Source organism: Massilia sp. X63 (genome assembly GCF_041023745.1).
GTDB lineage: Bacteria > Pseudomonadota > Gammaproteobacteria > Burkholderiales > Burkholderiaceae_D > Telluria.
This window is the reverse complement of sequence record NZ_JBFTEF010000012.1, coordinates 130,260-152,250: the sequence shown is the minus strand read 5'-3', so window position 1 is coordinate 152,250 and position 21,991 is coordinate 130,260. Positions and strand designations below refer to the sequence as shown.

18 protein-coding genes are annotated in these 21,991 nt (G+C 69.0%); 4 read left to right on the top strand and 14 right to left on the bottom strand.

Annotation, left to right across the window (positions count from 1 at the left end; genetic code table 11):
* Positions 1 to 120: 120 nt before the first annotated feature.
* From AB3347_RS20720 to ccoN, 9 genes are all read right to left on the bottom strand, one after another.
* On the bottom strand, positions 121 to 1,962 hold the full coding sequence (locus AB3347_RS20720; RefSeq protein ID WP_369093604.1) for a DUF885 family protein: 1,842 nt from the start codon (positions 1,960 to 1,962) through the stop codon (positions 121 to 123).
* Positions 1,963 to 2,239: 277 nt separating this feature from the next.
* Complete coding sequence (locus AB3347_RS20715) at positions 2,240 to 3,760, bottom strand: DUF4214 domain-containing protein (RefSeq protein ID WP_369093603.1); 1,521 nt, start codon at positions 3,758 to 3,760, stop codon at positions 2,240 to 2,242.
* 126 nt (positions 3,761 to 3,886) lie between these two features.
* Complete coding sequence (locus tag AB3347_RS20710; RefSeq protein ID WP_369093615.1) at positions 3,887 to 4,450, bottom strand: S41 family peptidase; 564 nt, start codon at positions 4,448 to 4,450, stop codon at positions 3,887 to 3,889.
* 91 nt (positions 4,451 to 4,541) lie between these two features.
* Positions 4,542 to 5,081: a FixH family protein gene (locus tag AB3347_RS20705; protein ID WP_369093602.1), complete on the bottom strand. Its 540-nt coding sequence runs from the start codon at positions 5,079 to 5,081 to the stop codon at positions 4,542 to 4,544.
* Between the two features lie 14 nt (positions 5,082 to 5,095).
* Entirely contained in the window at positions 5,096 to 6,487 is a 1,392-nt protein-coding gene (gene ccoG / locus AB3347_RS20700; RefSeq protein WP_369093601.1) for a cytochrome c oxidase accessory protein CcoG, read from the bottom strand.
* Positions 6,484 to 7,431 carry a cytochrome-c oxidase, cbb3-type subunit III gene (ccoP, locus tag AB3347_RS20695; RefSeq protein WP_369093600.1) on the bottom strand — a complete coding sequence of 316 codons (948 nt, stop codon included), beginning with the start codon at positions 7,429 to 7,431 and terminating at the stop codon, positions 6,484 to 6,486. Before ccoP ends, ccoG begins: the two co-directional genes overlap by 4 nt.
* The gene (locus AB3347_RS20690) at positions 7,424 to 7,630 is read right to left on the bottom strand and encodes a cbb3-type cytochrome oxidase subunit 3 (RefSeq protein WP_369093599.1); all 207 of its coding nucleotides are present in this window, start codon (positions 7,628 to 7,630) and stop codon (positions 7,424 to 7,426) included. The genes ccoP and AB3347_RS20690 overlap by 8 nt, the downstream gene beginning before the upstream one ends.
* A gap of 2 nt (positions 7,631 to 7,632) precedes the next feature.
* Positions 7,633 to 8,253: a cytochrome-c oxidase, cbb3-type subunit II gene (ccoO, locus tag AB3347_RS20685; protein WP_369093598.1), complete on the bottom strand. Its 621-nt coding sequence runs from the start codon at positions 8,251 to 8,253 to the stop codon at positions 7,633 to 7,635.
* A gap of 16 nt (positions 8,254 to 8,269) precedes the next feature.
* The gene (ccoN, locus tag AB3347_RS20680) at positions 8,270 to 9,730 is read right to left on the bottom strand and encodes a cytochrome-c oxidase, cbb3-type subunit I (protein ID WP_369093597.1); all 1,461 of its coding nucleotides are present in this window, start codon (positions 9,728 to 9,730) and stop codon (positions 8,270 to 8,272) included.
* A gap of 236 nt (positions 9,731 to 9,966) precedes the next feature.
* On the opposite strand from ccoN, the gene AB3347_RS20675 reads away from it, so the two are divergent.
* Entirely contained in the window at positions 9,967 to 10,365 is a 399-nt protein-coding gene (locus tag AB3347_RS20675) for a TraR/DksA family transcriptional regulator (protein WP_369093596.1), read from the top strand.
* A 67-nt stretch (positions 10,366 to 10,432) separates the two neighbouring features.
* Here the strand turns inward: AB3347_RS20675 and ccoS are convergent, their stop codons facing one another.
* The 5 genes from ccoS to AB3347_RS20650 all read right to left on the bottom strand — a co-directional run bounded on the left by ccoS (position 10,433) and on the right by AB3347_RS20650 (position 17,090).
* Positions 10,433 to 10,651, bottom strand: a complete 219-nt coding sequence (gene ccoS / locus AB3347_RS20670) for a cbb3-type cytochrome oxidase assembly protein CcoS (protein ID WP_369093595.1) — start codon at positions 10,649 to 10,651, stop codon at positions 10,433 to 10,435.
* 14 nt (positions 10,652 to 10,665) lie between these two features.
* Positions 10,666 to 13,128: a heavy metal translocating P-type ATPase gene (locus tag AB3347_RS20665; protein WP_369093594.1), complete on the bottom strand. Its 2,463-nt coding sequence runs from the start codon at positions 13,126 to 13,128 to the stop codon at positions 10,666 to 10,668.
* Complete coding sequence (locus AB3347_RS20660; protein WP_369093593.1) at positions 13,125 to 13,901, bottom strand: sulfite exporter TauE/SafE family protein; 777 nt, start codon at positions 13,899 to 13,901, stop codon at positions 13,125 to 13,127. Before AB3347_RS20660 ends, AB3347_RS20665 begins: the two co-directional genes overlap by 4 nt.
* Positions 13,898 to 15,355, bottom strand: a complete 1,458-nt coding sequence (hemN, locus tag AB3347_RS20655) for an oxygen-independent coproporphyrinogen III oxidase (RefSeq protein WP_369093614.1) — start codon at positions 15,353 to 15,355, stop codon at positions 13,898 to 13,900. Before hemN ends, AB3347_RS20660 begins: the two co-directional genes overlap by 4 nt.
* Positions 15,356 to 15,515: 160 nt before the next feature.
* Positions 15,516 to 17,090 (bottom strand): methyl-accepting chemotaxis protein, encoded by a 1,575-nt coding sequence (locus tag AB3347_RS20650; protein ID WP_369093592.1) that lies wholly within the window; start codon positions 17,088 to 17,090, stop codon positions 15,516 to 15,518.
* A gap of 170 nt (positions 17,091 to 17,260) precedes the next feature.
* Here AB3347_RS20650 and AB3347_RS20645 point away from each other — a divergent pair, with 170 nt between their 5' ends.
* The 3 genes from AB3347_RS20645 to AB3347_RS20635 are packed head-to-tail and all read left to right on the top strand — an operon-like array spanning position 17,261 to position 21,749.
* Positions 17,261 to 18,517: a metal-dependent hydrolase gene (locus AB3347_RS20645; RefSeq protein ID WP_369093591.1), complete on the top strand. Its 1,257-nt coding sequence runs from the start codon at positions 17,261 to 17,263 to the stop codon at positions 18,515 to 18,517.
* Entirely contained in the window at positions 18,514 to 18,849 is a 336-nt protein-coding gene (locus AB3347_RS20640; RefSeq protein WP_369093590.1) for a hypothetical protein, read from the top strand. The genes AB3347_RS20645 and AB3347_RS20640 overlap by 4 nt, the downstream gene beginning before the upstream one ends.
* 29 nt (positions 18,850 to 18,878) lie before the next feature.
* On the top strand, positions 18,879 to 21,749 hold the full coding sequence (locus AB3347_RS20635; RefSeq protein ID WP_369093589.1) for a PAS domain S-box protein: 2,871 nt from the start codon (positions 18,879 to 18,881) through the stop codon (positions 21,747 to 21,749).
* The last annotated feature ends 242 nt before the right edge of the window (positions 21,750 to 21,991 follow it).

Here is a 21,991-nt window from a genome sequence, read left to right as displayed (position 1 = left end):
CGCATTCATTGTTACAGGCACGTCTCCTTGCGCGAGCATGCCGGGCTGCGCACCAGGCAGCTGCACGAGTTCCCGATGGACCCATCGAGCGGCGGCAGGCTTGCGCCTGCCGCCGCCAGCTCAGGCCTTCTTCTGCTTCGCGATCCAGCCGTCCACCAGCTCGCCCAGCACGTCCAGCGGCACCGAGCCGGCGCCCAGCACCAGGTCGTGGAAACCCGGGAGCGAGAACTTGTCGCCCAGTTCCTTCTTCGCCTTTTCGCGCAGCTCGATGATGCGCAGCATGCCGATCATGTAGGCGTTGGCCTGGCCCGGCCATGCCACGTAGCGCTCGACTTCCTGGGCGCCGATGCCGTAGTCGATCGCCTGCTGGCGGGTCCAGCCCTTGGTGTGCAGGCCGGTGTCGACCACCAGGCGGCGCGCGCGGAACAGTTCCGAACCGAGCGCCCCGAGCAGGCCCGGCACGTCGCCTTCGTACCAGCCCTGCTCCACCGCCAGGCGCTCGGTGTACAGCGCCCAGCCCTCGGCATGGGCGCTGCCGCCGCTGAAGATGCGCTGGCTGCGGTATTTCGGGATGCCGGTCAGCTCCTGCTGGATCGCCAGCTGGAAGTGGTGGCCCGGCACCGCCTCGTGGTAGGACAGGCTGCGCATGCGGATCATGTCGAAGGTGGGTCCGCGCATCGGCACCCAGAAGATGCCCGGGCGGGTGCCGTCCGGCGCCGGCAGCGTGTAGTGGGCGGCGGCCGAGGGCTCGGTCAGCGGCGGCTCGCGGCGCACCTCCACCGGCGCGCGCGGCTTCAGGTTGAACAGCGAGGCGCTGCGGCGCTCGGCGTCCTTGACCATCTCGACGTAGCTGGCCAGGATCGCCGGGCGCGGGTCGCCCTCGCCCTTCGGCTGGAAGCGCGCGTCGAGCTGCTTCATGCGCGTTTCGATATTGCCCTCGGTGAGGCCGAGCGAGCGCAGGTGCTTGTCCATCTCGCCTTCGATGCGGGCCACTTCGCGCAGGCCGATCTCGTGGATCTCGTTCGGGGTCAGCTTGGTGCTGGTGAAGTTCTCGACCGCGCGCGCATAGGCGGCGGCGCCGTTCGGCAGGCGCGAGATGCCGGCCACGTCGCCGGTGCGCGGGTGGATGTCGCGCATGAAGTCCTGCACCCGCTTGTAGGCCGGGCGGATACGCTCGTCGACGATGCGGGCGGCGCGCGCCAGCGCGGCGCTGCGTGCTTCCGGGCTCAAGCCTTCCATTTTCTCGGTGCGCTGCGCCAGCGAGGTGACCAGCACGTTCTCGTTCGCGGCCGGCTTGAGGAAGGTGTCGACCTGGTACTGGGCGCGCTCGAGGATGAAGCGCGGCGGGATCAGCGACTTGGCGGCGGCTTCGCGGCCGCGCGCCAGCGCTTCGTCCATGCGGGTGCCGACCTGCTCCAGGCGCGCCAGGTAGCTGTCGACGTCCTGCGGGTTGCGCAGCGGATGGGTGGTGGTCATGAAGTTGACCAGGCCGACCTGCACGCCGCTGAACTGCGAGAAGATGAAGGCGTGGTCCTCGAAGGGCTCGTTGGCCACCGTGTTCTGCAGCGACCAGCGCATGACGGCGGCCGAGACGCGCTGGTTGGCGTCGAGCGGACCGGCCATCCACTTGTCCAGGCGCGCCAGCCCGGCCTTGGCCAGGGCCAGCGTCTTCTGGCGCTGGGCGCGGGTCAAGGGCGTCAGTTCGCGGTCCAGTTTCGCCTGCTCGGCGCCGCTGAAGTACTGGGTCGAGGTCGCGCCCTGCGGGTTCAGGCGCACCCAGTCCTCGGCGAACTTCTCGGCCCAGGTGTCGAAGGCCTTGTTCGGCTTGACGTCGGCCTTGACCGCGGCTTGCGCCGCCGCCGCCGCGAGTGCCGCGCTGGGCATGCCGGCGACGGCGATGGCGGCGGGAATGAACAATGCGCCGATGACGGCGCGCAGGCTGCGCTGGCGGGAGGATGGCATCTTGGTCTCGTGTCCTTGGTCGTTATCGTATGGTCTCGGCCGGCGGCGGGCGCCGTGCTTGCCGGCGAGGAATCTAACACGGAACCGGCCCAGGCAACAATGCGCGCACGGCGGACGGTGACGCGATGCAAGGGCGTGGCGGCTACGAGGCCATGAAATAATATTTCAATTAGCCGGCTTGACTGAAATTTCCTGTCACCCTGGCGCAATCTGCAGCGAACCTGCTGCCGGTAGTGGCGGGCATCGCCACCGGCATCCAGGCGGCCACGGGGCCTGATCACGGGCCCGTGTAGGGCGTGAAATCGATGCCCGTGCTTGCCACACCGACCAGCGCCGCCACGTTCTCCGCGCTTTCGCTGAAGCCGACCAGCACCTCGGCCACCGTTGCGCGCTGGCTGTCCAGCACGTCGATCCAGAACTGGCTGGCCGCGTCGGGCGCGCGACCGAGCACGTTCTCGTAGAACTTGGCGACGATCTCGGCGTTGGTCGGATTCGCACCGTACAACTGCCGGAATTCGTTCGATGCGACAAAGGCGTCGGCGATGTCGAGCAGGCGCACGCCGATGTCCAGGCGGTTCATCCAGAAGCCCTGGCCGACCTTGTCCGGCGCGCGGTCGAAGGCGGCCTGGTACAGGCGGTAGGCCTGGCCTGCGTGGCCCTCGTAGTCGAGCGCCACGCCGTCGCTGCCGTTCCCGAAATGCACGCGTTCGACCTTCGTCAGCAGGTAAGGGGCGCCGGCGAAGATGATGTCCGCGACCTCCCACTGCCCCGCCACGTCCGGGGTCTGGAAGAACTGGTAGCGCGCATGGAAGGTGACGAAGGTATCGAGGCCGGCCCCGCCGTCGATCCGGTCGCCACGGCCGACGCCGTGGATGATGTCGTTGCCGTCGCCGGCCATGATGGTTTCGACCAGGCCGTCGCCCGTCAGGACGTCGTCGGCGGCGCTGCCGATCGTATGCGCCTGCGTTTCGACGAACCCATGACGGTCGGCATAGGCCGTCAGCACGCGCATGGCCGCCGGCACGGCGGCGCCGACGCTGTAGTCGCTGCTCCAGGCGCCGTCGATATCGCGATAATTGCCGCTGCTGTCCCCTTGCTGCCACTGGTAGTAGATCTTGCCGTCGTGGTCGGGGTCGACCACCTCGGCGTGCAGCGTCTGCCCCGCCGCCAGGGTGCCGCTCACGCGCGAGCTGCCGGGCGTGTTCACGAACACCGCGCCCGGGTTGGCGTCGCTGGCGACCGACTCGGCCTGGCCGAAGCCATCGACATAGCTCGCCACCACCGTGATGGTCTTGCCGGCGTCAAGCTGCCCCAGCGTCAGCGTGGGGCCGGTGGCACCCGCGATGAGCTGCCCGTCCGCCTGCCACTGGTAGCTGAGTTCGCCCATCCCGTCCTCGTCGGCGATGCTGCTGACCGCGGTCAGCACGCTGCCCGCGCTGCGGCCGTCGCCTTCGATGCGCAGCCCGCCGGTCGGCATGTCGTTCACGTTCAACACCGTCACCGACCGGGTACTGGCGGCGCTATGCATCACGCCCATGTACGGGACGTTCGCGGTCACGGAAATCGCCTGGCCGACGTCGCGCTGCGAGGCCTCGTAGAGACTGAGGGCGGCCGCGTATTCGATGCCGGGCAGCCGCTCGGTGCGCGTGCCGATGGTCCAGTCGAAGGTGGACGGGACCGCGAGCACGGGCGGCACCGGGAAGTCGGCGAAGCTGAAGCTGGCCCGGACGGTCGTGCCTTCGAAAGTCAGGCCCTGGCCGGCGAGGGCATCAAGGCCGCGGAGGGTGACGGTATCCATAGGAATGAGTCAAGCAAGAGTCTGAATGACCGGAACGATAGCAGGATTTGCCCGGCGCGCTGCTCGTTCGCCTGGCGAAAACAGCGCCGCCCGGCGAAGCCGGCGCTGCGGCAGCCGGAGGCGCTTTCACGGCCCGCCGGCGCCGGCAAGCGCGGCGCCGCCCTTGAGTCGACGCTGCAGCCGAGCCTCGGCCACTGCGAGCGCCTGGTCCGGCGCCGCCGCGATATCGGGAATCACGCCCGCGCCGTACCAGTTCGACCCGGTGACCGGGTTGATGCTGCGCTTGTCGGGAATGAAGGCATAGAAGTGCTCGCCGATGCGATAGGCGCGCGACGGATGGGCGCCGCCCCAGGTCGGCGCGCCGATCACCGCGGCCCGTTTCAGCGCCTGCATCGTGTACACGAATTCTTCGCCGGCCGACTTGGTATTGGGACCGGCCAGGATCAGCACCGGCTTCCCGCCGCCATAGCGTTTTCCGTCGAGCTTGTCGACCGTCCAGTGCTGCTCGCTGGCGCCGGTGTTGCGGTCCCAGATTGCGTTGAGGCGGGTACGCTGGTCCACGAAATAGCTGACCAGTAAGGCAACCCCTTGCGGATGGCCGCCACGGTGCTCGCGCACGGAAACAACTACTTCGCTCGCAAGGCAAGCAAGTGGATCAAGCGTAGCACACCAATTACTTGATTGTGGCAATTTATTATGCAAATAGCGCGCCAGTCAGGCGCGCAGGGGTCGCTACGGGAGACAAGGTAAGCGCAAGCGGCGCGACTACCGGCTGCCCGCTTTACGGAGCGTCGGCGCTCCCCGCTTCCGCATCCGCGGCGATCGCCAGCACCGGCTCGCGCTGCCAGCTCCAGCTGCGCGCCAGGCGCCAGTCGCGCGCGCCGCCTTCCACCACCACCTGCCAATGGGTGGCCTCCAGGCCCGGGGCCTGCGCCACGAAGCGGCCCTGGGCGTCCGGCAGGGCTTCCAGGACGCGGTCGCGCTCCGGCTGGGTCGGGTGGGCGAGGCGGATGTGGAAGGGTGCGCGCACCGGCTCGCCATGGCTGAGCAGCGTGCCGGTGACGCGCCCGGCGGCGGCATCGTAGCCGGCTTCGAAGCGCAGCCCGAGGCGGCTGGCGGCGCGGTCGCGCCGCAATTCCTGGTTGATCGCCTTGCCCTGCTTGTAGTAGTCGCCCACCACCATCGCGTCCGGACGGCTGGTGGCCAGCCAGATCATGACGACGCCGCCGACCAGCACCAGCACCGGCCCGATCATCAGGAACCAGGGCCAGCGGTGCCGGTACCAGGGGGCGGCCGGCTGGAGGCTCATATTCGCTTGCATGTGTCTATCCTTTCTTACTTCGGCACGATGAATGCCGCTTCTTCGGTCACCTGCAGCGCGGCGCGATCCTGCGAGTGCAGGGTGAAGGCGATCCGGTTCGATCCCGGCTTGCCGTCGCCGCCGGCGATGCGCACCCGCACCGGCACCGCACGCGTGGTGGCCGCTTCGATCTCGATCAGGTCCCCGTCCGCGATCTTCGCCGAGGCGATGCCGTCCACCGTGATGCGCAGGCGCTGCGCGTCTTCGGTGGTGTTCATCACTTGCAGCCGGTAGACGTTCTCGATCATCCCGTCTTCCACTTCGCGCCCCATCGAGCCGCGGTCGCGGATCACGTCCAGCTTGAGCGGGTTGCGCAGCGCGAGCGACGCGACCATGGTGGTGCCGAGGATCGCCAGCACGGCGGTATAGATCAGCACGCGCGGGCGCAGCACGCGGCGCCGCACCTCGCTGGTCGGCAGCCTGGCCGCCAGCGCGTTCTCGGTGGCGTAACGGATCAGGCCGCGCGGCTTGCCGACCTTGTCCATCACGCTGTTGCAGCCGTCCACGCAGGCGGCGCAGCCGATGCATTCGTACTGCAGGCCCTTGCGGATGTCGATCCCGGTCGGGCAGACCTGCACGCACATGCTGCAGTCGATGCAGTCGCCTGCCCCGGCCGTCGCCTGGCGCGCATTGCGCGGTTCGCCGCGTGCGGCGTCATAGGTGACGATCAGGGTGTCCTTGTCGAACATCACGCTCTGGAAGCGCGCATACGGGCACATGTACTTGCAGACCTGCTCGCGCAGCCAGCCGGCATTGCCGTAGGTGGCGAAGCCATAGAACAGCACCCAGAAGGTCTCCCACGGTCCCAGCCCGAAGCTGGCGACATCGAAGCTCAGTTCGCGCACCGGCGTGAAGTAGCCGACGAAGGTAAAGCCGGTCCACAAGGCCACCAGGCCCCAGGCGGCGTGCTTGCCGCCCTTGCGGGCGAGCTTTTCCAGGCTCCAGGGTTGGCGGTCGAGGCGGATGCGGGCGCTGCGCGGGCCTTCGAGCTTGCGTTCGATCCACAGGAAGATCTCGGTATACACCGTCTGCGGGCAGGCGAAGCCGCACCACACCCGGCCCGCCACCGCCGTCACCAGGAACAGGCCGTAGGCGCACAGGATCAGCAGCGCCGCCAGGTAGATGAAGTCCTGCGGCCACAGCACCAGGCCGAACAGGTAGAACTTGCGGCTGGCCAGGTCGAACAGCACCGCCTGGCGGCCGTGCATCTCGAACCATGGCAGGCCGTAGAACAGCAGCTGCGTCAGCCACACGCAGGCCCAGCGCAGCGAGGCGTAGCGGCCCTTGATTTCGCGCGGGTAGATCTCCTCGCGCGCCGCGTACATGCGGATGACCGCCTCGCGTGGCAGCTGAGTCGGCGCATTCATTTTGCTGCCGCCGTGACGATCGGTTTGGTGTCGGCGTCGTTCGACAGGCTCCATACGTAAGCCGCCAGCACGTGCACCTTCTCTTCGCCGAGGAATTCGCCGAAGGCCGGCATGGTGTTGGTGCGGCCCTTGCGGATGGTTTCCATCACGGTTTCCTGGCTGCCGCCGTAGAGCCAGGTCTTGTCGGCCAGGTTCGGCGCACCGAGCAGAGGATTGCCCTTGCCTTCGGCGCCGTGGCAGGCGGCGCAGGCGGCGAACTTCGGCTTGCCGAAGGCGACCTTGATCGGGTCGGCGGTCAGGCCCGACAGGTTGCGCACGTAATGCGCCACGCTCTCGATGTCCTTGTCCGAACCGAGCGCCGCGCCCATCGGCGGCATGTTGCCGACGCGGCCCTGCATGATGGTCTGCTTGATGGTCGAGGGCTCGCCGCCGTGCAGCCAGTCGCGGTCGGTCAGGTTCGGGAAGCCCTTGCTGCCGCGCGCATCCGAGCCGTGGCACTGGGCGCAGTAGGTCAGGAACAGGCGCTCGCCGATGGCGTGGGCCTGCGGATCGGCGGCCACCGCCTTCAGGTCCTGGTTCGCGTATTTCGCGAACAGCGGACCGTATTCGGCCTTGGCCTGCTTCAGCTCGGCCTTGTATTCGCCGGTGGAATTCCAGCCCAGCTTGCCGGCATAGCTGCCCAGGCCCGGATACAGCGCCAGGTAGGCGAAGCCGAACACGATGGTGAGCCAGAACAGCACGATCCACCAGCGCGGCATCGGGGTATTCAGCTCGGTCAGGTCTTCGTCCCACACGTGGCCGGTGGTTTTCTCGGGCGTGCCGTCGGCGCGCAGCTTGACGCGGTAGGTCGACTGCGACCACAGCAGGATGGCGCAACCGAGGATCGACAGCACCGTGATGACGGCCACGTACCAGTGCCAGAAATCGTTGAAGAAATCAGCCACGTTTGCTCTCCCCTGCGGTTTCGTTCTCATCGGCGAACGGCAACTGTGCCGCCTTGTCGAAATCGCTGTTCCGGCGCAGCAGGTAGGTCCAGCCGACGATGCCCAGGAAGGTCGTGAAGCTGACCACCGTCATGACGCTGCTTGCATTGTCAAGGATGTTAATGACGCGTACCGCGTCTAATGCGTTTTGGAGTGCCATGTTCAATTCCTCGTCTTGATCTGGGTGCCCAGTCCCTGCAGGTAGGCAATCAGGGCGTCCTGCTCGCTCTTGCCGCTCACCTCACCCGGTGCGGCAGCGATCTCGGCCTCGCTGTAAGGCACCCCGAGGCGGCGCATGGCGCGCATTTTCGGGATGATCTCGGCCGGATTCAGCTTGGCGTTGGCCAGCCACGGGTAGCCCGGCATGTTCGATTCCGGCACCACGTCGCGCGGATTGTCGAGGTGGGTGCGGTGCCATTCGTCGCTGTAGCGGCCGCCCACGCGGGCCAGGTCCGGACCGGTGCGCTTCGAGCCCCACTGGAACGGGTGGTCGTAGACGAATTCGCCCGCCACCGAATAGTGGCCGTAGCGCTCGGTCTCGGCGCGGAACGGACGGATCATCTGCGAGTGGCAGTTGTAGCAGCCTTCGCGGATGTAGACGTCGCGGCCGGCCAGGCGCAGCGGCGAGTAGGGCTTCAGGCCCGCCACCGGCTCGGTGGTGGACTTCTGGAAGAACAGCGGCACGATCTCGACCAGGCCGCCGAAGGAGATCACGATCAGCACCAGGCCGATCAGCAGCCAGGGATTCTTCTCGATCCATTCATGCGTAAACTTCTTTTTCATTGTGTGCTCCGGTGGTTCAGGCGTGCGCTGCTTCAGGCTGCGCGTGATTCAGGTGCGGCTTGGCAGGGCCGGTCGGGATCGTCGCGTCCACGCTCTTGGTGCCGCTCAGCGTCTTCCAGGTATTGAAGGCCATCAGCAGCATGCCCGACAGGTACAGGAAGCCGCCGGTGAAGCGGATCACGTAGTACGGATAGGTGGCCTTGACGCTTTCGGCGAAGGTGTAGGTCAGGGTGCCGTCCGGGTTCACCGCGCGCCACATCAGGCCCTGCATCACGCCGGCGATCCACATCGAGGCGATGTACAGGACGATGCCGATGGTGGCGACCCAGAAGTGGGTCTCGACCAGTTGCATGCTCCACATCTGCTTTTTACCGGCCAGGCGCGGGATCAGGTAGTAGATCGAGCCCATGGTGATGAAGCCGACCCAGCCCAGGGCGCCGGCGTGGACGTGGGCGACGGTCCAGTCGGTGTAGTGCGACAGCGAGTTGATGGTCTTGATCGACATCATCGGGCCCTCGAAGGTGGCCATGCCATAGAACGACAGCGAGACGATCAGGAACTTCAGGATCGGGTCCGAGCGCAGCTTATGCCAGGCGCCCGACAGGGTCATGATCCCGTTGATCATGCCGCCCCACGACGGCGCCAGCAGGATCAGCGAGAACACCATGCCGATCGACTGGGTCCAGTCGGGCAGCGCGGTGTAGTGCAGGTGGTGCGGGCCGGCCCACATGTAGGTGAAGATCAGGGCCCAGAAGTGCACGATCGACAGGCGGTACGAGTACACCGGGCGCTCGGCCTGCTTCGGAATGAAGTAATAGACCATGCCGAGGTAGCCGGCGGTCAGGATGAAGCCCACCGCGTTATGGCCGTACCACCACTGGATCATGGCGTCCTGCACGCCGGCGTAGGCCGAGTACGACTTCATCGCCGACACCGGCATCACGGCGCCGTTGACGATGTGGAGGATGGCGACCGCCAGGATGTAGGCGCCGAAGAACCAGTTGGCCACGTAGATGTGCTGGACGCGGCGCTTGATGATGGTGCCGAAGAACACCACCGCGTAGGCCACCCAGACGATGGTGATCAGGATCGCGATCGGCCATTCGAGCTCGGCGTATTCCTTGCCGCGGGTGAATCCCATCGGCAGCGAGATCGCGGCCGACACCAGCACCGCCTGCCAGCCCCAGAAAGTGAAGCTGGCCAGCTTGTCGCTGAACAGCCGCACCTGGCAGGTGCGCTGCACGACATAGTAGGAAGTAGCGAACAGGCCGCAGATGCCGAACGCGAAGATGACCGCATTGGTGTGCAGCGGACGCAGGCGTCCGTAGCTCAGCCAGGGAATATCGAAATTGAGCGCCGGCCAGGCCAGCTGCGCCGCGATGAAGACGCCGGCCGCCATGCCGATCACGCCCCACACGACGGTCGCGATGGCAAACTGGCGCACGATCTTGTAGTTATAGTTTAGACTGCTGTCCAAGATGCTCTCCTGAAAATACCTTGATGGATGACAGTCAGGAGTGTCGTTTTTTGATAAGCAAAAATCCTTGATGTGAATCAAATTGTTCAGCATCAGACGAGCTATCTGAACGGAGTGTTGCGGCCGAATGCGCGAGGCGCCGGTCCAGAAAATCAACGATGCGATTTTGAGACGAATCAAGGTTCTCGACAGACGGCCCGCCACACTCGGAAGGGCTTTTCCCAGGGAAAAACACTATGCCGCCTCTCTCGCAATCCGTATCCGAACAACTGAGCAAGCAACTGCACCAGGCGCGCGCAGACCTGCTCGACACCGTGCGTGCGCGCACCGGACCGCAGGATGACGAAGCCCCCAGCATCGGTCCCCTTGCCCACCAGGGCCAGAGCGACGACGCGCCGCAGTCCGAGATGATCAGCCACAACGAGCAGCACCTGGCCGACCACGAGTCAAGCCTGCTGCACGAGATCGACGTCGCCATCGGCAAGCTCGAATCGGGCGGCGCCGGCATCTGCGAATCGTGCGGCTGCGACATCCCCGAAGCACGCCTGCTGGCCACCCCGACCGTGCGCCTGTGCATCGGGTGCCAGGAGCAGCTCGAGAAAGACCGGCATACGGGGCGCGGGCCGTCGATGTAGGCTCGCACCCGGCGACTGCGGCCGGCCCGCTACGCCGCAGGGTGGGAGGCTCCGTCCCGGAGCGGGATCATCCCGCGTCCTGGCTCGCGCCCACGCGTTCGCCTCCCCTGCGCTGCGCTGCGGCGCATGCGGCATCGGCATCGGTACGATCGTCGTCGACCAGAATTCGCATCCCCGGCCCTTCGAGATCCTCGAACTGGCCGCTTTCCGCCGCCCCGAAGAAGATCCACACCGCCAGCGCGACCAGCATCACGCTGAGGGGAATGAGCAGATACAAGGCTTCCATGTCCGATCCTTTCTTCAGTCCTGGCGCAGGCGCAGGGCGTTGAGCACCACGATCGCCGAGCTGGCGGCCATGCCGATCCCCGACAGCCAGGGGTTGAGCAGTCCGGTCGCCGCCGCCGGAATCGCCGCCAGGTTGTAGACCGAGGCCCAGATCAGGTTCTGGCGGATGATCGTCAGGGTGCGGCGCGCGGTGACTGCGGCGTCGGCCAGCGGCAGCAGGCTGTCGCCCAGCAGCACGCCGTCGGCATGCACCTGGGCCAGCTCGGTGCCGCGCCCCATCGCGAAGGAGACGTCGGCGCCGCGCAGGACCGCGGCATCGTTGCTGCCGTCGCCGATCATGGCCACCACCGCGCCCTCCTGCTGCAGCTCGCGCACGAAAGCCAGCTTCTCGGCCGGCAGGCGGCCGCCGAAGGCGCTGGTGATGCCGAGCTGGCGCGCCACCGCATTGACCGCGCCCTGGTCGTCGCCGCTGAGCAGGACCACGGTCTTGCCGGCGCGCTGGAAGCGCCGCACCACCTCGGGCGCTTCCTCGCGCAGGCCGTCGGCCAGGTCGAATCGCGCCAGCCATTGTCCTTCGCAGGCGAGCCAGGTGGTGCTGGTCCCGCTCGGCGCCGCCGAGCGCACCATGCCGCCGGCCAGTTCCTGCACGAAGTCGGCGCTGCCGATCCGGTACACGACGCCGTCGATCGTGCCCTCGAAACCGGCGCCGATCTCGGAGCGCAGCTTGCAGGCCGCCAGCCCGTGCGCCGGCATCGCGGCGCGGATCGCCATCCCCACCGGGTGGGAGTTTTCGCCTTGCAGCGCCGACCCGATGCGCAGGCACAGGTCGGCGTCGAGCGATCCGACCGGCACCACCTGGCGCAGCACCACGCGGCCGAGGGTCAGCGTGCCGGTCTTGTCGAACACCACGTGGGTGGCGCGTTCGAAGGTTTCCAGCGTGTGCGGGGCGACCGCCAGCACGCCGCGCCGCAACAGGCGGTCGGTAGCCGCCGCCAGCGCGGTCGGCGTGGCCAGCGACAGCGCGCACGGGCAGGACACCACCAGCACCGCCACCGCGGCGTGCCAGGCGCGAGTCTCGTCGACCGTGCTCCAGGCCAGGTAGACCGCCACGGTGAGCAGCAGCAGGCCGAGCACGAACCAGGCGGCGACGCGGTCGGCCCACAGGGCCATGGCCGGCTTGCCGAGGCCGGCCCGCTCGACCAGGCGCACCAGCATCGCCAGCGTGCTGTCGCGTGCCACCGAGGTGACCCGCAGCACCACCGCCTGGCCGGCATTCACCGCCCCGCCGGGCAGCTGGTCGCCCGGACCCATGCGGCGGGTGCGGCTTTCGCCGGTCAGCAGGGAAAAGTCGAGGTCGGTCTCGCCTTCCACCACCACGCCGTCGGCGGGCACCGCCTTGGCCGGCGTAACCAGCACCAGGTCGCCGACCGCCAGCTTCGCGGCCGGCACCAGCTCGGTATCGCGCAGGCCGGGGTCGCCGCGCAGGCGCAGCGCCGACGCCGGCAGCCCGCGGCGCAGGGCATCGAGCGCCTGCGAGGCACGGCGGCGCGCGTTCAGTTCGAGGTAGCGGCTGCCGAGCAGCAGGAACACGAACATCGTGATCGAGTCGAAGTAGACGTCGCCCTTCCCGGACACCAGGCTGACGCAGCTGCCGGCGAACGCGGCCGCGATGCCCAGCGCCACCGGCACGTCCATGCCCGGCACGCCACGCCTCAGGTCGCGCCAGGCGCCCGCGAAAAAGGGCAGCGCCGAATAGAACACGGCCGGCAGGGTCAGCGCGAACGAAGCCCAGCCCATCAGCGCGCGCATGTCGGCGTCCATGGTGCCGTCCTCGGCCAGGTAGACCGGCACCGCATACATCATCACCTGCATCATTGCCAGGCCGGCCACGAACAGCTGGCGGAACAGGCGGCGGCGCGCGCGCTCCAGACCCTGGTCGTGGCGCTGCACGTCATACGGAGCCGCGTTGTAGCCGATCGCGCGCAGCGCGCGCACGATCGCGCTGGGACGGCACAAGGCCGGGTCCCAGCGCACGAAGACTCGCCCGGTGGCGACGTTGAGCGAGACTTCCTGCACGCCCGCCAACTGGCCCAGGCGGCGCTCGACCAGCCAGACGCAGGCGCCGCAGCGCACGCCTTCGATCGAGAAACTGCCCTCGCCCTGCAGGTCCTGCTGGTCGAACAGCGCCAGCTCGGGTTCGTCCTGCATGGTGGCGGCCGCGGCGACCGAGGCGGCATATTCGGTGCGCGCGAGGTAGTAATCGGCGAAGCCGCCGCCGACGATGGCCTCGGCTGCGGCGGCGCAGCCGGGGCAGCACATGCTGCGCGCCGCGCCGTCGACCTGGGCCTGCCAGCGGCTGCCCTTGGGGACCGGCGCGCCGCAGTGGAAGCAGCCGCCCGCCGCCATGTCGCCGGCGGCGCCCTGGTCGACATTGCCCTTGGCGCCCGGCGCCGCGGCTGCGGCGAGCACGGCGCTCACGCCCCGGCTCCCTGGGTGATGCACAGCACGTCGATCCAGTGCGCCGGAACGCCGGCGGCCGAGCCCCCGGCGACGCGCGCCAGGCCGAGCAGGCCGAACGCGAGGATCACCAGGCCGCATACCAGGCGCACCCGGTGCATCCGGAACAGCGAGCGCAGCTTCACGCCGGCCAGCCCGATCGCCGCCAGCATCGGCAGCGTGCCGAGCCCGAAGGCCAGCATCACCCCGGCGCCGCCCAGCGCGGAACCACTCAGCATGGCCGTCACCAGCATGCTGTACACCATCCCGCAGGGCAGCCAGCCCCACAGCGCGCCGGCCGCGAACATGCGCCCCGGCGTGGTGCCGGGACCGAGCCGGCGCAGCAGCGGGCTGACATGGCGCCACAGCGCCTGCCCGCCCTGCTCCAGCACCGCCAGGCCGCGCCAGGCATCCATCAGGTACAGTCCCAGCGCCACCAGCATCAGGTTGGCCAGCACATAGGCGCCGGACTGCAGCGCCGGCAAGCTGGCCAGGCCGGCGACGCTGCCGGCGAGCCCGCCCGCCAGGGCGCCGGCGGTGGCGTAGCTGGCGATGCGCCCGGCGTTGTAGGCGGCGACGTGCGCCACCGGCGCCAGCGAGCGCACCGGGACCGTGCGCACCGGCACGGGGAAGGCGGGCGCCGCGACCGGGCCGCGCGCGACCGACAGCGCGCCCACGATGCCGCCGCACATGCCGGCGCAATGGACGCTGCCGGCCAGGCCGACCAGGAACACCGGGAACAAACTGACGTTCATACGGTCTGCGAATGCCGCGGACCGGCCGCGCGGGCCGCCGCCAGGTAGCGGTCGAACACCATGCACACGTTGCGGATCAGGAGCCGCCCTTTCATGGTCACGGTCAGCCATTCCGGGCCGACGGTCACCAGGCCGTCCGCTTCCAGCTGGCGCAGCTGCGCCAGCTCGGCGGCGAAGTAATCCTTGAACACGATCGGAAAGGCCTGCTCCAGCGCCGGGATCGACACCTCGAACTGGCACATCAGCTTCTGGATCAGGCTGCGGCGCAGCGCGTCGTCCATGCCGAGGCGGATGCCGCGCGCCACCGGCAGCTCGTTCTGGTCGAGCAGGTCGTAGTATTCCTCGAGGGTCTTGACGTTCTGGCTGTAGGTGGCGCCCACCGAGCCGATGGCCGACACGCCGCAGGCCACCAGGTCGGTGTCGGCATGGGTCGAGTAGCCCTGGAAGTTGCGGTGCAGGTGGCCGTGGCGCTGGGCCACGGCGAGATCGTCGTCGGGTCGGGCGAAATGGTCCATGCCGATGTACACGTAGCCGGCCGCGCCCAGGCGCTCGATGCACAGCTGGAGCATCTGCAGCTTGGTGTCGCTGGACGGCATGTCGGCTTCGACGATGCGGCGCTGCGGCTTGAACAGGTGCGGCATGTGGGCGTAGTGGTAGACGGCGATGCGGTCCGGGCCGGCCGCGACCACCTTGTCGAGGGTCTGCCGCATCGTCTCCAGGGTCTGCTTCGGCAGGCCGTAGATCAGGTCGATGCTCACCGAGCGGAAACCGGCGGCGCGCGCGGCGTCGATCACCGCGCGGGTCTCAAGCTCGGGCTGGACGCGGTTGACGGCGCGCTGCACCTCGGGGTCGAAGTCCTGCACGCCCAGGCTGATGCGGTTGAAGCCCTGGCGGCGCAGGGTATGCACGCGTTCCGGCGAGACCGTGCGCGGATCGACCTCGATCGAGTATTCGCCCTGTTCGTCGGGCGCGAAGCGGAAGCTGCGGCGCAGGTGGGCCATCAGGTCGTCCATCTGCGCGTCCGACAGGTAGGTCGGGGTGCCGCCGCCGAAGTGCAGCTGCTCGACCTCGTTCATGCCGCCGAACAGGGCGGCCTGCATGGCGATCTCGCGCTTCAGGTAGGACAGGTAGGTGGCGGCCTTGTCGCGGCGCTTGGTGACGATCTTGTTGCAGGCGCAGTAGTAGCAGACCGTGTCGCAGAACGGGATGTGCAGGTACAGCGACAGCGGGCGGGCGCCGCCGCGGGTCAGCAGGCCGGCCACGGCGTGCAGGTAGTCGCGGTAGCCGAATTCCTCGCTGAAACGGTCGGCGGTCGGATAGGAGGTATAGCGCGGGCCGTTCTTGCCGAGCCGCTTGAGCAGGTCGGTGTCGACCTCGACGGTGGGAATGGCGGAATGTGCGGCCGCCGGGTCGGTTGCCGGATGGGCCTGGATTGGAACCACGGTCTTGCCCATGGCCGGAAACGCTGTTGCGTGCATGTCAATTTGCTCCTGCTGCTGCCGGTTTGCGGTAATGCAAACCGGCTCGAATAGCAGGCAGTTTATTGATCAGCGTCGCCTAAATCCTTGACTTGCATCAAATACGGTGGAGTCTATCCAGACGCGAACGCTGCCTTCAGCGGCGGACCAGGGCGCGCTCCTCGAACTGGAACACCGACAGCGCCTGCACCAGCTGGTGGGCCTCGTCGGCCACGCTGGCCGAGGCATTTGCCGACTCCTCGACCAGGGCGGCGTTCTCGCGCGTAATGAGGTCGAGCCGGGTCATGGCCGCATTGACCTCGGCGATGCCGCTGCCCTGCTCGCGGCTGGCGCCGGTGATGTCGCCCATGATCGCCGCCGCCTCGCGCACCGCGTCCACCACTTCGCGCATGGTCTGGCCGGCGTCGTCGACCAGCACATTGCCCTCGCCGACCTGCTGCACCGAGGCTTCGATCAGGGCCTTGATCTCCTTGGCGGCGGCGGCCGAGCGCTGCGCCAGGCTGCGCACCTCGCCCGCAACCACGGCGAAGCCGCGCCCCTGTTCGCCGGCCCTGGCCGCCTCCACCGCGGCATTCAGCGCCAGGATGTTGGTCTGGAAGGCGATGCCGTCGATCAGGCCGATGATGTCCACGATCCGGGTGGCCGAGGTGCTGATCCGCTGCATGGTGTCGCCCACCCGCCCGACCGCCTGGCCGCCGCGTCCCGCCACGCCGGACGCCGCCACCACCAGCCCGTCGGCGCGCACCGCGCTGTCGGTGTTCTGGCCGGCCGCCGCCGCGATCTGCGCCAGGCTGCTGGCGGTCTGCTCCAGGCTGGCGGCCTGGGCCTCGGTGCGGCTGGCCAGGTCGCCGTTGCCGGAAGCGATCTCGCGGGTCGCATGCTCGATCGAGGCGACGTTGCGGCGGACGTCGCCGACGATCGCCTTCAGGTTGACGTTCAGCTGGCGCAGCGCCAGCTGCAGCCGTCCGATCTCGTCGTTGCGTCCAGCGTCGCCCGCTTCGCAGGGATGGGCCAGGTCGCCGCCGGCCAGCGCGTAGACGGCGGCGGTGGCTTGGTGCAGGGGACGGGCGATGCTGCGCTGCAGCTCGGCCCAGGCCGCCAGCGTCGCCAGCACGCCGGCCCCGGCCAGCACTTGCCAGGCCAGGCCGTCGGCGGCGATGCCGAGGCCCGCCACCAGGGCCGCCTGGCCGCCCATCAGGATGGCGAGGCGGCGCGACAGCGACAGGTTGCGCAGCCCATCCAGGCGGGCGCGCCAGCCGAGGTGCGCCACGGCGCCGCGGCGGATCGTCAGGCCGCGCGCTTCGCCGGCCCGGAACTTGCGGTACAACTCGCTCGCCGCCGCCACCTGCTCGCGGGTGGGCGCGGTACGCACCGACATGTAACCGCTCACGTGCCCGCCCTGCTTGATCGGCACCACGTTCGCCACCACCCAATAGAAGTCGCCGTTCTTGCGCCGGTTCTTGACCAGGCCGGTCCACGGCTCGCCGGACTGCAGCGTGGCCCACAGGTCGGCGAAGGCCTCGGGCGGCATGTCCGGATGGCGCACCATATTGTGTGCCTTGCCGAGCAGCTCGTGCTCCTCGAAACCGCTGACTTCGACGAAACTCGGGTTCACGTAGGTGATTCGGCCCTTGGTGTCGGTCTTCGAGACAATGGACTGGCCTTCTTTTAACAGGTATTCGATGCCGGTGACCGGCAGGTTACTTCTCACGACGCTTCTCCTAGTTGCCCAACGGCAAATTTTACCGCACGATTCTAAGCAGCGGTCCTGTCAATTTTTTTGACCTGCATCAAATTTGTCAGAAAGCCCTGCATTACCCGAAGAAATCCCTTGCTCTTCGTTACATGTTGCCATTGGTGTAAGCTTCGAATATGGACAATATGACGCACTCGCTCGTCGGCCTGGCGCTGGGAGAGCTGGTCGAGCGCGCCCAGCCCGCGGCAGCCGACCCGGCCCGCGGCGCGACCCGGCGCCGCGCCCTGCTGCTCACCGGCCTGCTGGCCAGTAATTTTCCCGACCTCGACCTGGTGCTCACGCCGCTGCTGCCGTCCCCGCTGGGCTACCTGATCCACCACCGCGGCCACACGCACACCCTGCTGTACGCGCTGCCGCAGGTGGCCTTGCTGCTGGCCCTGACCTGGCTGCTGTGGCCGGGCGCGCGCAGGCTGCTGCGGGAGGACCGCGGCGCGCGCCGGGCAGTCGTTGTCACCGCCGTGCTCGGCATGCTGCTGCACCTGTCCTTCGACGCCCTCAACGTGTACGGCGTCCACCCCTTCCATCCCTTCGATTCGCGCTGGCTGTACGGCGACCTGGTGTTCATCGTCGAACCGCTGTTCTGGACCGCGCTCGGCTTCGCCCTGGCCCTGGCGGCGCGCAGCCGTGCCATGCGCTGGCTGGGCATGGCCTTCTTTGCGGCCATGCCCGTGCTGTTCACCTGGATGGACTTCCTGCAATGGGGTTCGCTGGCCCTGCTGGGCGCGGTGGCGCTGGGCGTCGCCGCCGCCAGCCGGCGCCTGGGCGCGCGCGCCGGGCTGGCGGCGGCGCTGCTGGCCTGCGCCGGCTTCGTCGGGGTACAGGCCGTCGCCGGGCATTTCGCGCGCGGCCAGGTGCGCGCGGCGCTGGCGCAACTGGCGCCGGGCAGCCGGGTGCTCGACATTCCGCTGTCCTCGTTCCCGGCCAATCCCCTGTGCTGGGCTTTCGCCACGGTCAGCGAAGGCCCGGCGGCCGGCAGCTACGGGGTGCGGGTCGGCGTGCTGAGCCTGGCGCCCGGCATGAGCCCGGTCTGGGCCTGCCCGGCGCGCTTCGGCGGAGTGCCGGACAGCGCTGCCGGGCCAGGCGCCGCCACGGCGACGGCAAGCCTGGACAGGCCAGGCGCTGCGCTGGCATGGAAATACGCCGAGACCCGCAGCCTGGCAGCATTCCGGACGCTGCAACGGACCAATTGCCATTTCGACGCCTGGCTGCGCTTCGCCCGCGTGCCCTCGCTGGTCGGCGGTGTGGCCACGGATATTCGCTTCGGCGCGCCGGACCAGCCCAATTTCTCGAGCCTGCCGTATGCCGCCCGCGCGGCCGCGCCCTGCCCTGCGCCGCTGGCGGACTGGGGCTATCCGCGCGCCGACCTGCTCGGCTGGCAATGATGCGCTGGCCCCGGCCTGCCCGCCGTGCCGGGGGCGGGTATCCTGACACGCGGCTGCGCACGCCCGTGCCGGTTGGCGTGGGCGACGGCGCGCTCGAAGAACGCGATCAGCCCGGGCGCGTGCGGGTCGAAGCAGAACGCCTCGCGCACCTGCCAGACGCGCACGCGCAGCGCGGCCATGGCGGCGCGGTCGTGCAGTTGGCGCGCCGGATCTCGCCGCCGTTACCTGCCCATGCGCGTTTGCGGCAGGTCAGCAGTGCGCGGCGCGGCGCCGCTGCGCCCGCCGCCGCACCGCAGCGTCGTGTTCCGCACGGCGCTCCCGTTTTTCAGTAGAATTATTCTTTTCGCAAGCTGGACCTGCCGTGACGCCCCCTGAACCCATGCTTGCCTTCCTGTCGAACGGCGGCGCCACCGGCGCCCGGATCCACGCCCACGACTGGCACGCGCATCCGCTCGGGCCGATTCCTTCCTGGCCGGCGGCGCTGCGCACCGCGCTCGGCATGGTGCTCGGCCTGTCCTTCCCCACCTTCCTGGCCTGGGGACCGCGCTTCGACCTGTTCTACAACGACGCCTACGTGCCGCTGCTCGGCAACAAGGAGGCCGGCGCACTGGGGCAGCCGATGCCCGAGGTCTGGAGCGAGGTATGGGACCTGGTCGGCCCCTACGCCCGCCGCGTGCTCGAGGGCGAATCCTTCGTCTTCGAGAACTTCGGCACCACGGTGGAACGCCACGGTTACCGCGAACAGGCCTGGTTCACCTTTTCGTACAGCCCGGTGCGCGACGAGCGCGGCGCGGTCGGCGGGATGATCTGCACGGTAATCGAGGTCACCGACCGGGTGCGCGCGCTGGCCCGCCACAAGGAAGCGGAGGAGCGCCTGGCGCTCTCGCTCGAAGCTTCCGGCAACATCGGCACCTGGTCCTACGACCTCGACACCGCCGCCACCTACGTCGACGAACGCTTCGCGCGCCTGTTCCAGGTCGAGGCCGCGCTGGCGCGCGAGGGCACGGAACTGGTGCGCTTCACCGACATGATCCATCCGGAAGACCGCCCGCGCGTGCTGGCGGCGATCGACCGGGCGATCCTCAGCGAGTCCCTGTACGACGTCGAATACCGGATCCCGCAGCGCTCCGGCGCCGACGCATGGGTCAACGCGCGCGGCAAGGTATTCACCGATCCCGAAACCGGCGGGCGGCGCTTCGCCGGCATCGCGGTGGACATCACCGACCGCAAGCGCGCCGAGCAGGCCAGGGCCGAGAGCGAACGCCAGGCCCTGGCCGCGTCGCTGCGCGCCGACGAAAGCGCGCGCCGCCTTGACGTGCTGCTCGACGCGATCCCGGTCGGCATCGTCTATGCCGACGCGGCCGGGCGCCTGCAGCTGGCCAACGCCGCCAACCGCCGCATCTGGGGCGCGCATCCGCAGGCCGAACGGGTCGAGGATTATGGCGAATGGAAGGGCTGGTGGCCGGACGGCGCGGAGCGCGCCGGCCAGCGCGTGCTGGCGCACGAGTGGCCGATCGTGCGGGTGCTGGGCGGGGGCGAACAGGCCGGCGGCGTGTTCGAGATCGAGCCCTTCGGCGCGCCGGGCGTGCGCCGCACCATCCTGGTGCAGGCCGCCGCCATCCGCGACCGCGACGGCGCCATGGTGGGCGCGGTGGCCGCCAACATGGACATCACGCCCCAGGTCGAGGCCGAACGCGCGATGAAGGACAGCGAGGCCAAGTTCCGCCTGATCGCCAACGTGATCCCGCAAATGGTCTGGTCGGCCGACGCCGGCGGCCTGAACGACTACCTGAATACCCGCTGGGAGGAATTCACCGGCGTGCCGGAAGAACGCATCCGCGGCAACGGCTGGGTCGACGTGGTCCATCCGGACGACCTGCCGCCATTGAACGAGCGCTGGCGCCGCAGCCTGGCCACCGGCGAGCCGTTCGAGATCGAGCACCGCCTGGTCCACCATGCACAGGGATACCGCTGGGTGCTCAACCGCGCCCTGCCTTCGCTCGACGCGGCCGGCAGGGCCACCCGCTGGATGGGCACCCTGACCGACATCCACGACCAGAAGACCGGCGCCGAAGAGCTGCTGGCGCAGGCGCGCCGCAAGGACGAGTTCCTGGCGATGCTGGCGCACGAGCTGCGCAACCCGCTCGCGCCGATCAGCAACGCGGCCCAGCTGCTGGCCATGACCAGCCTGGACCCGCAGCGGGTGCGCCAGTCGAGCGAGGTGATCATCCGCCAGGTGCGCCACATGACCTCGCTGGTGGACGACCTGCTCGACGTCTCGCGCGTGACCCGCGGCCTGGTGGAGCTGGAACAGGAACGGGTCGACATCAAGTCGGTGGTGGCCAGCGCGGTCGAGCAGGCGCGCCCGCTGATCGAGGCGCGCGGCCATGCGCTCGACCAGCACATGGTGTCGCAGCGCTGCTGGGTGCAGGGCGACCGCATCCGGCTGGTGCAGGTCGTCGTCAACCTGCTCAACAACGCGGCCAAGTACACCGCCCAGGGCGGCACCATCGCGCTCTCGGTCGAGACCGACGCCGCCAGCGTGACGATCACGGTGCGCGACAACGGGATCGGCATCGATCGCGCCATGCTGCCGCACGTGTTCGGGCTGTTCACCCAGGCCGAACGCACGCCCGACCGCTCCCAGGGCGGCCTCGGGCTGGGCCTGGCCCTGGTACACAGCCTGGTGCAGCTGCACGGCGGCCGGGTCGCGGCCCACAGCGCGGGACTCGGCATGGGCAGCACGTTCACGGTGACCCTGCCGACCGTGGACGGCGGCGCCGGCAGCGGTAGCGGCGCAGGCAGTGGCGCAGGCGCGGCGGCGGGCGAGCCGTCCACGGCGGCCCTGGCCGGTGCGGACACGGGGCGGCGCATCCTGGTGGTCGACGACAACGTGGATGCGGCGCGGTCGCTGGCCGAGGTCCTGCGCTCGCTCGGGCATCCGGTGGCCACCGCGCACGACTCGCACCAGGCGCTGGCGCTGGCGCAGGCCGACTGGCCGGACGTGTTCATCCTCGACATCGGCCTGCCCGACATCGACGGCTACGCCCTGGCGCGCCGCCTGCGCGAGGACGCCAATGCCCGCGGCGCCACCCTGGTCGCCCTCACCGGCTACGGCCAGGCCCACGACCGCGTGCTGGCCAGGTCCGCCGGCTTCGACCACCACTTCGTCAAGCCGGCCGATCTGGCAGCGCTGCTGGAGATCATCGAGCGCGCCCCGGCCGCGCAGTAAACCCGGGGAAGCCGCGATTCCGGCTGCGCGCTGCGCTGCGCCCAGCGTCGCCGATGCCGGTCAAGAATCCGGCAGCTTGTGACAATCCGCGCATGTGTGGCGCGGCCCGATGGCGTACATTCGCCGGATGAGAGCGCACATCCTTTTTCTGGCCGCTTGTGCGGCCATCCTCCTTCCCGCACAGGCACGGGCAGCACGTGCCCAGGACACCCAGCAGGTGATGACGATCGACCTGAATGCCT

Excerpts from the sequence above, each read along its gene's own strand:
- AB3347_RS20645 (WP_369093591.1), top strand. The coding sequence starts at position 17,261 with ATGACGCACTCGCTCGTCGGCCTGGCGCTGGGAGAGCTGGTCGAGCGC.
- hemN (WP_369093614.1), bottom strand. The coding sequence starts at position 15,355 with ATGGGCAAGACCGTGGTTCCAATCCAGGCCCATCCGGCAACCGACCCG.
- AB3347_RS20715 (WP_369093603.1), bottom strand. The coding sequence starts at position 3,760 with ATGGATACCGTCACCCTCCGCGGCCTTGATGCCCTCGCCGGCCAGGGC.
- AB3347_RS20660 (WP_369093593.1), bottom strand. The coding sequence starts at position 13,901 with ATGAACGTCAGTTTGTTCCCGGTGTTCCTGGTCGGCCTGGCCGGCAGC.
- AB3347_RS20640 (WP_369093590.1), top strand. The coding sequence starts at position 18,514 with ATGATGCGCTGGCCCCGGCCTGCCCGCCGTGCCGGGGGCGGGTATCCT.
- AB3347_RS20675 (WP_369093596.1), top strand. The coding sequence starts at position 9,967 with ATGCCGCCTCTCTCGCAATCCGTATCCGAACAACTGAGCAAGCAACTG.
- AB3347_RS20690 (WP_369093599.1), bottom strand. The coding sequence starts at position 7,630 with ATGGCACTCCAAAACGCATTAGACGCGGTACGCGTCATTAACATCCTT.
- AB3347_RS20720 (WP_369093604.1), bottom strand. The coding sequence starts at position 1,962 with ATGCCATCCTCCCGCCAGCGCAGCCTGCGCGCCGTCATCGGCGCATTG.
- ccoS (WP_369093595.1), bottom strand. The coding sequence starts at position 10,651 with ATGGAAGCCTTGTATCTGCTCATTCCCCTCAGCGTGATGCTGGTCGCG.
- AB3347_RS20705 (WP_369093602.1), bottom strand. The coding sequence starts at position 5,081 with ATGCAAGCGAATATGAGCCTCCAGCCGGCCGCCCCCTGGTACCGGCAC.
- ccoG (WP_369093601.1), bottom strand. The coding sequence starts at position 6,487 with ATGAATGCGCCGACTCAGCTGCCACGCGAGGCGGTCATCCGCATGTAC.
- ccoO (WP_369093598.1), bottom strand. The coding sequence starts at position 8,253 with ATGAAAAAGAAGTTTACGCATGAATGGATCGAGAAGAATCCCTGGCTG.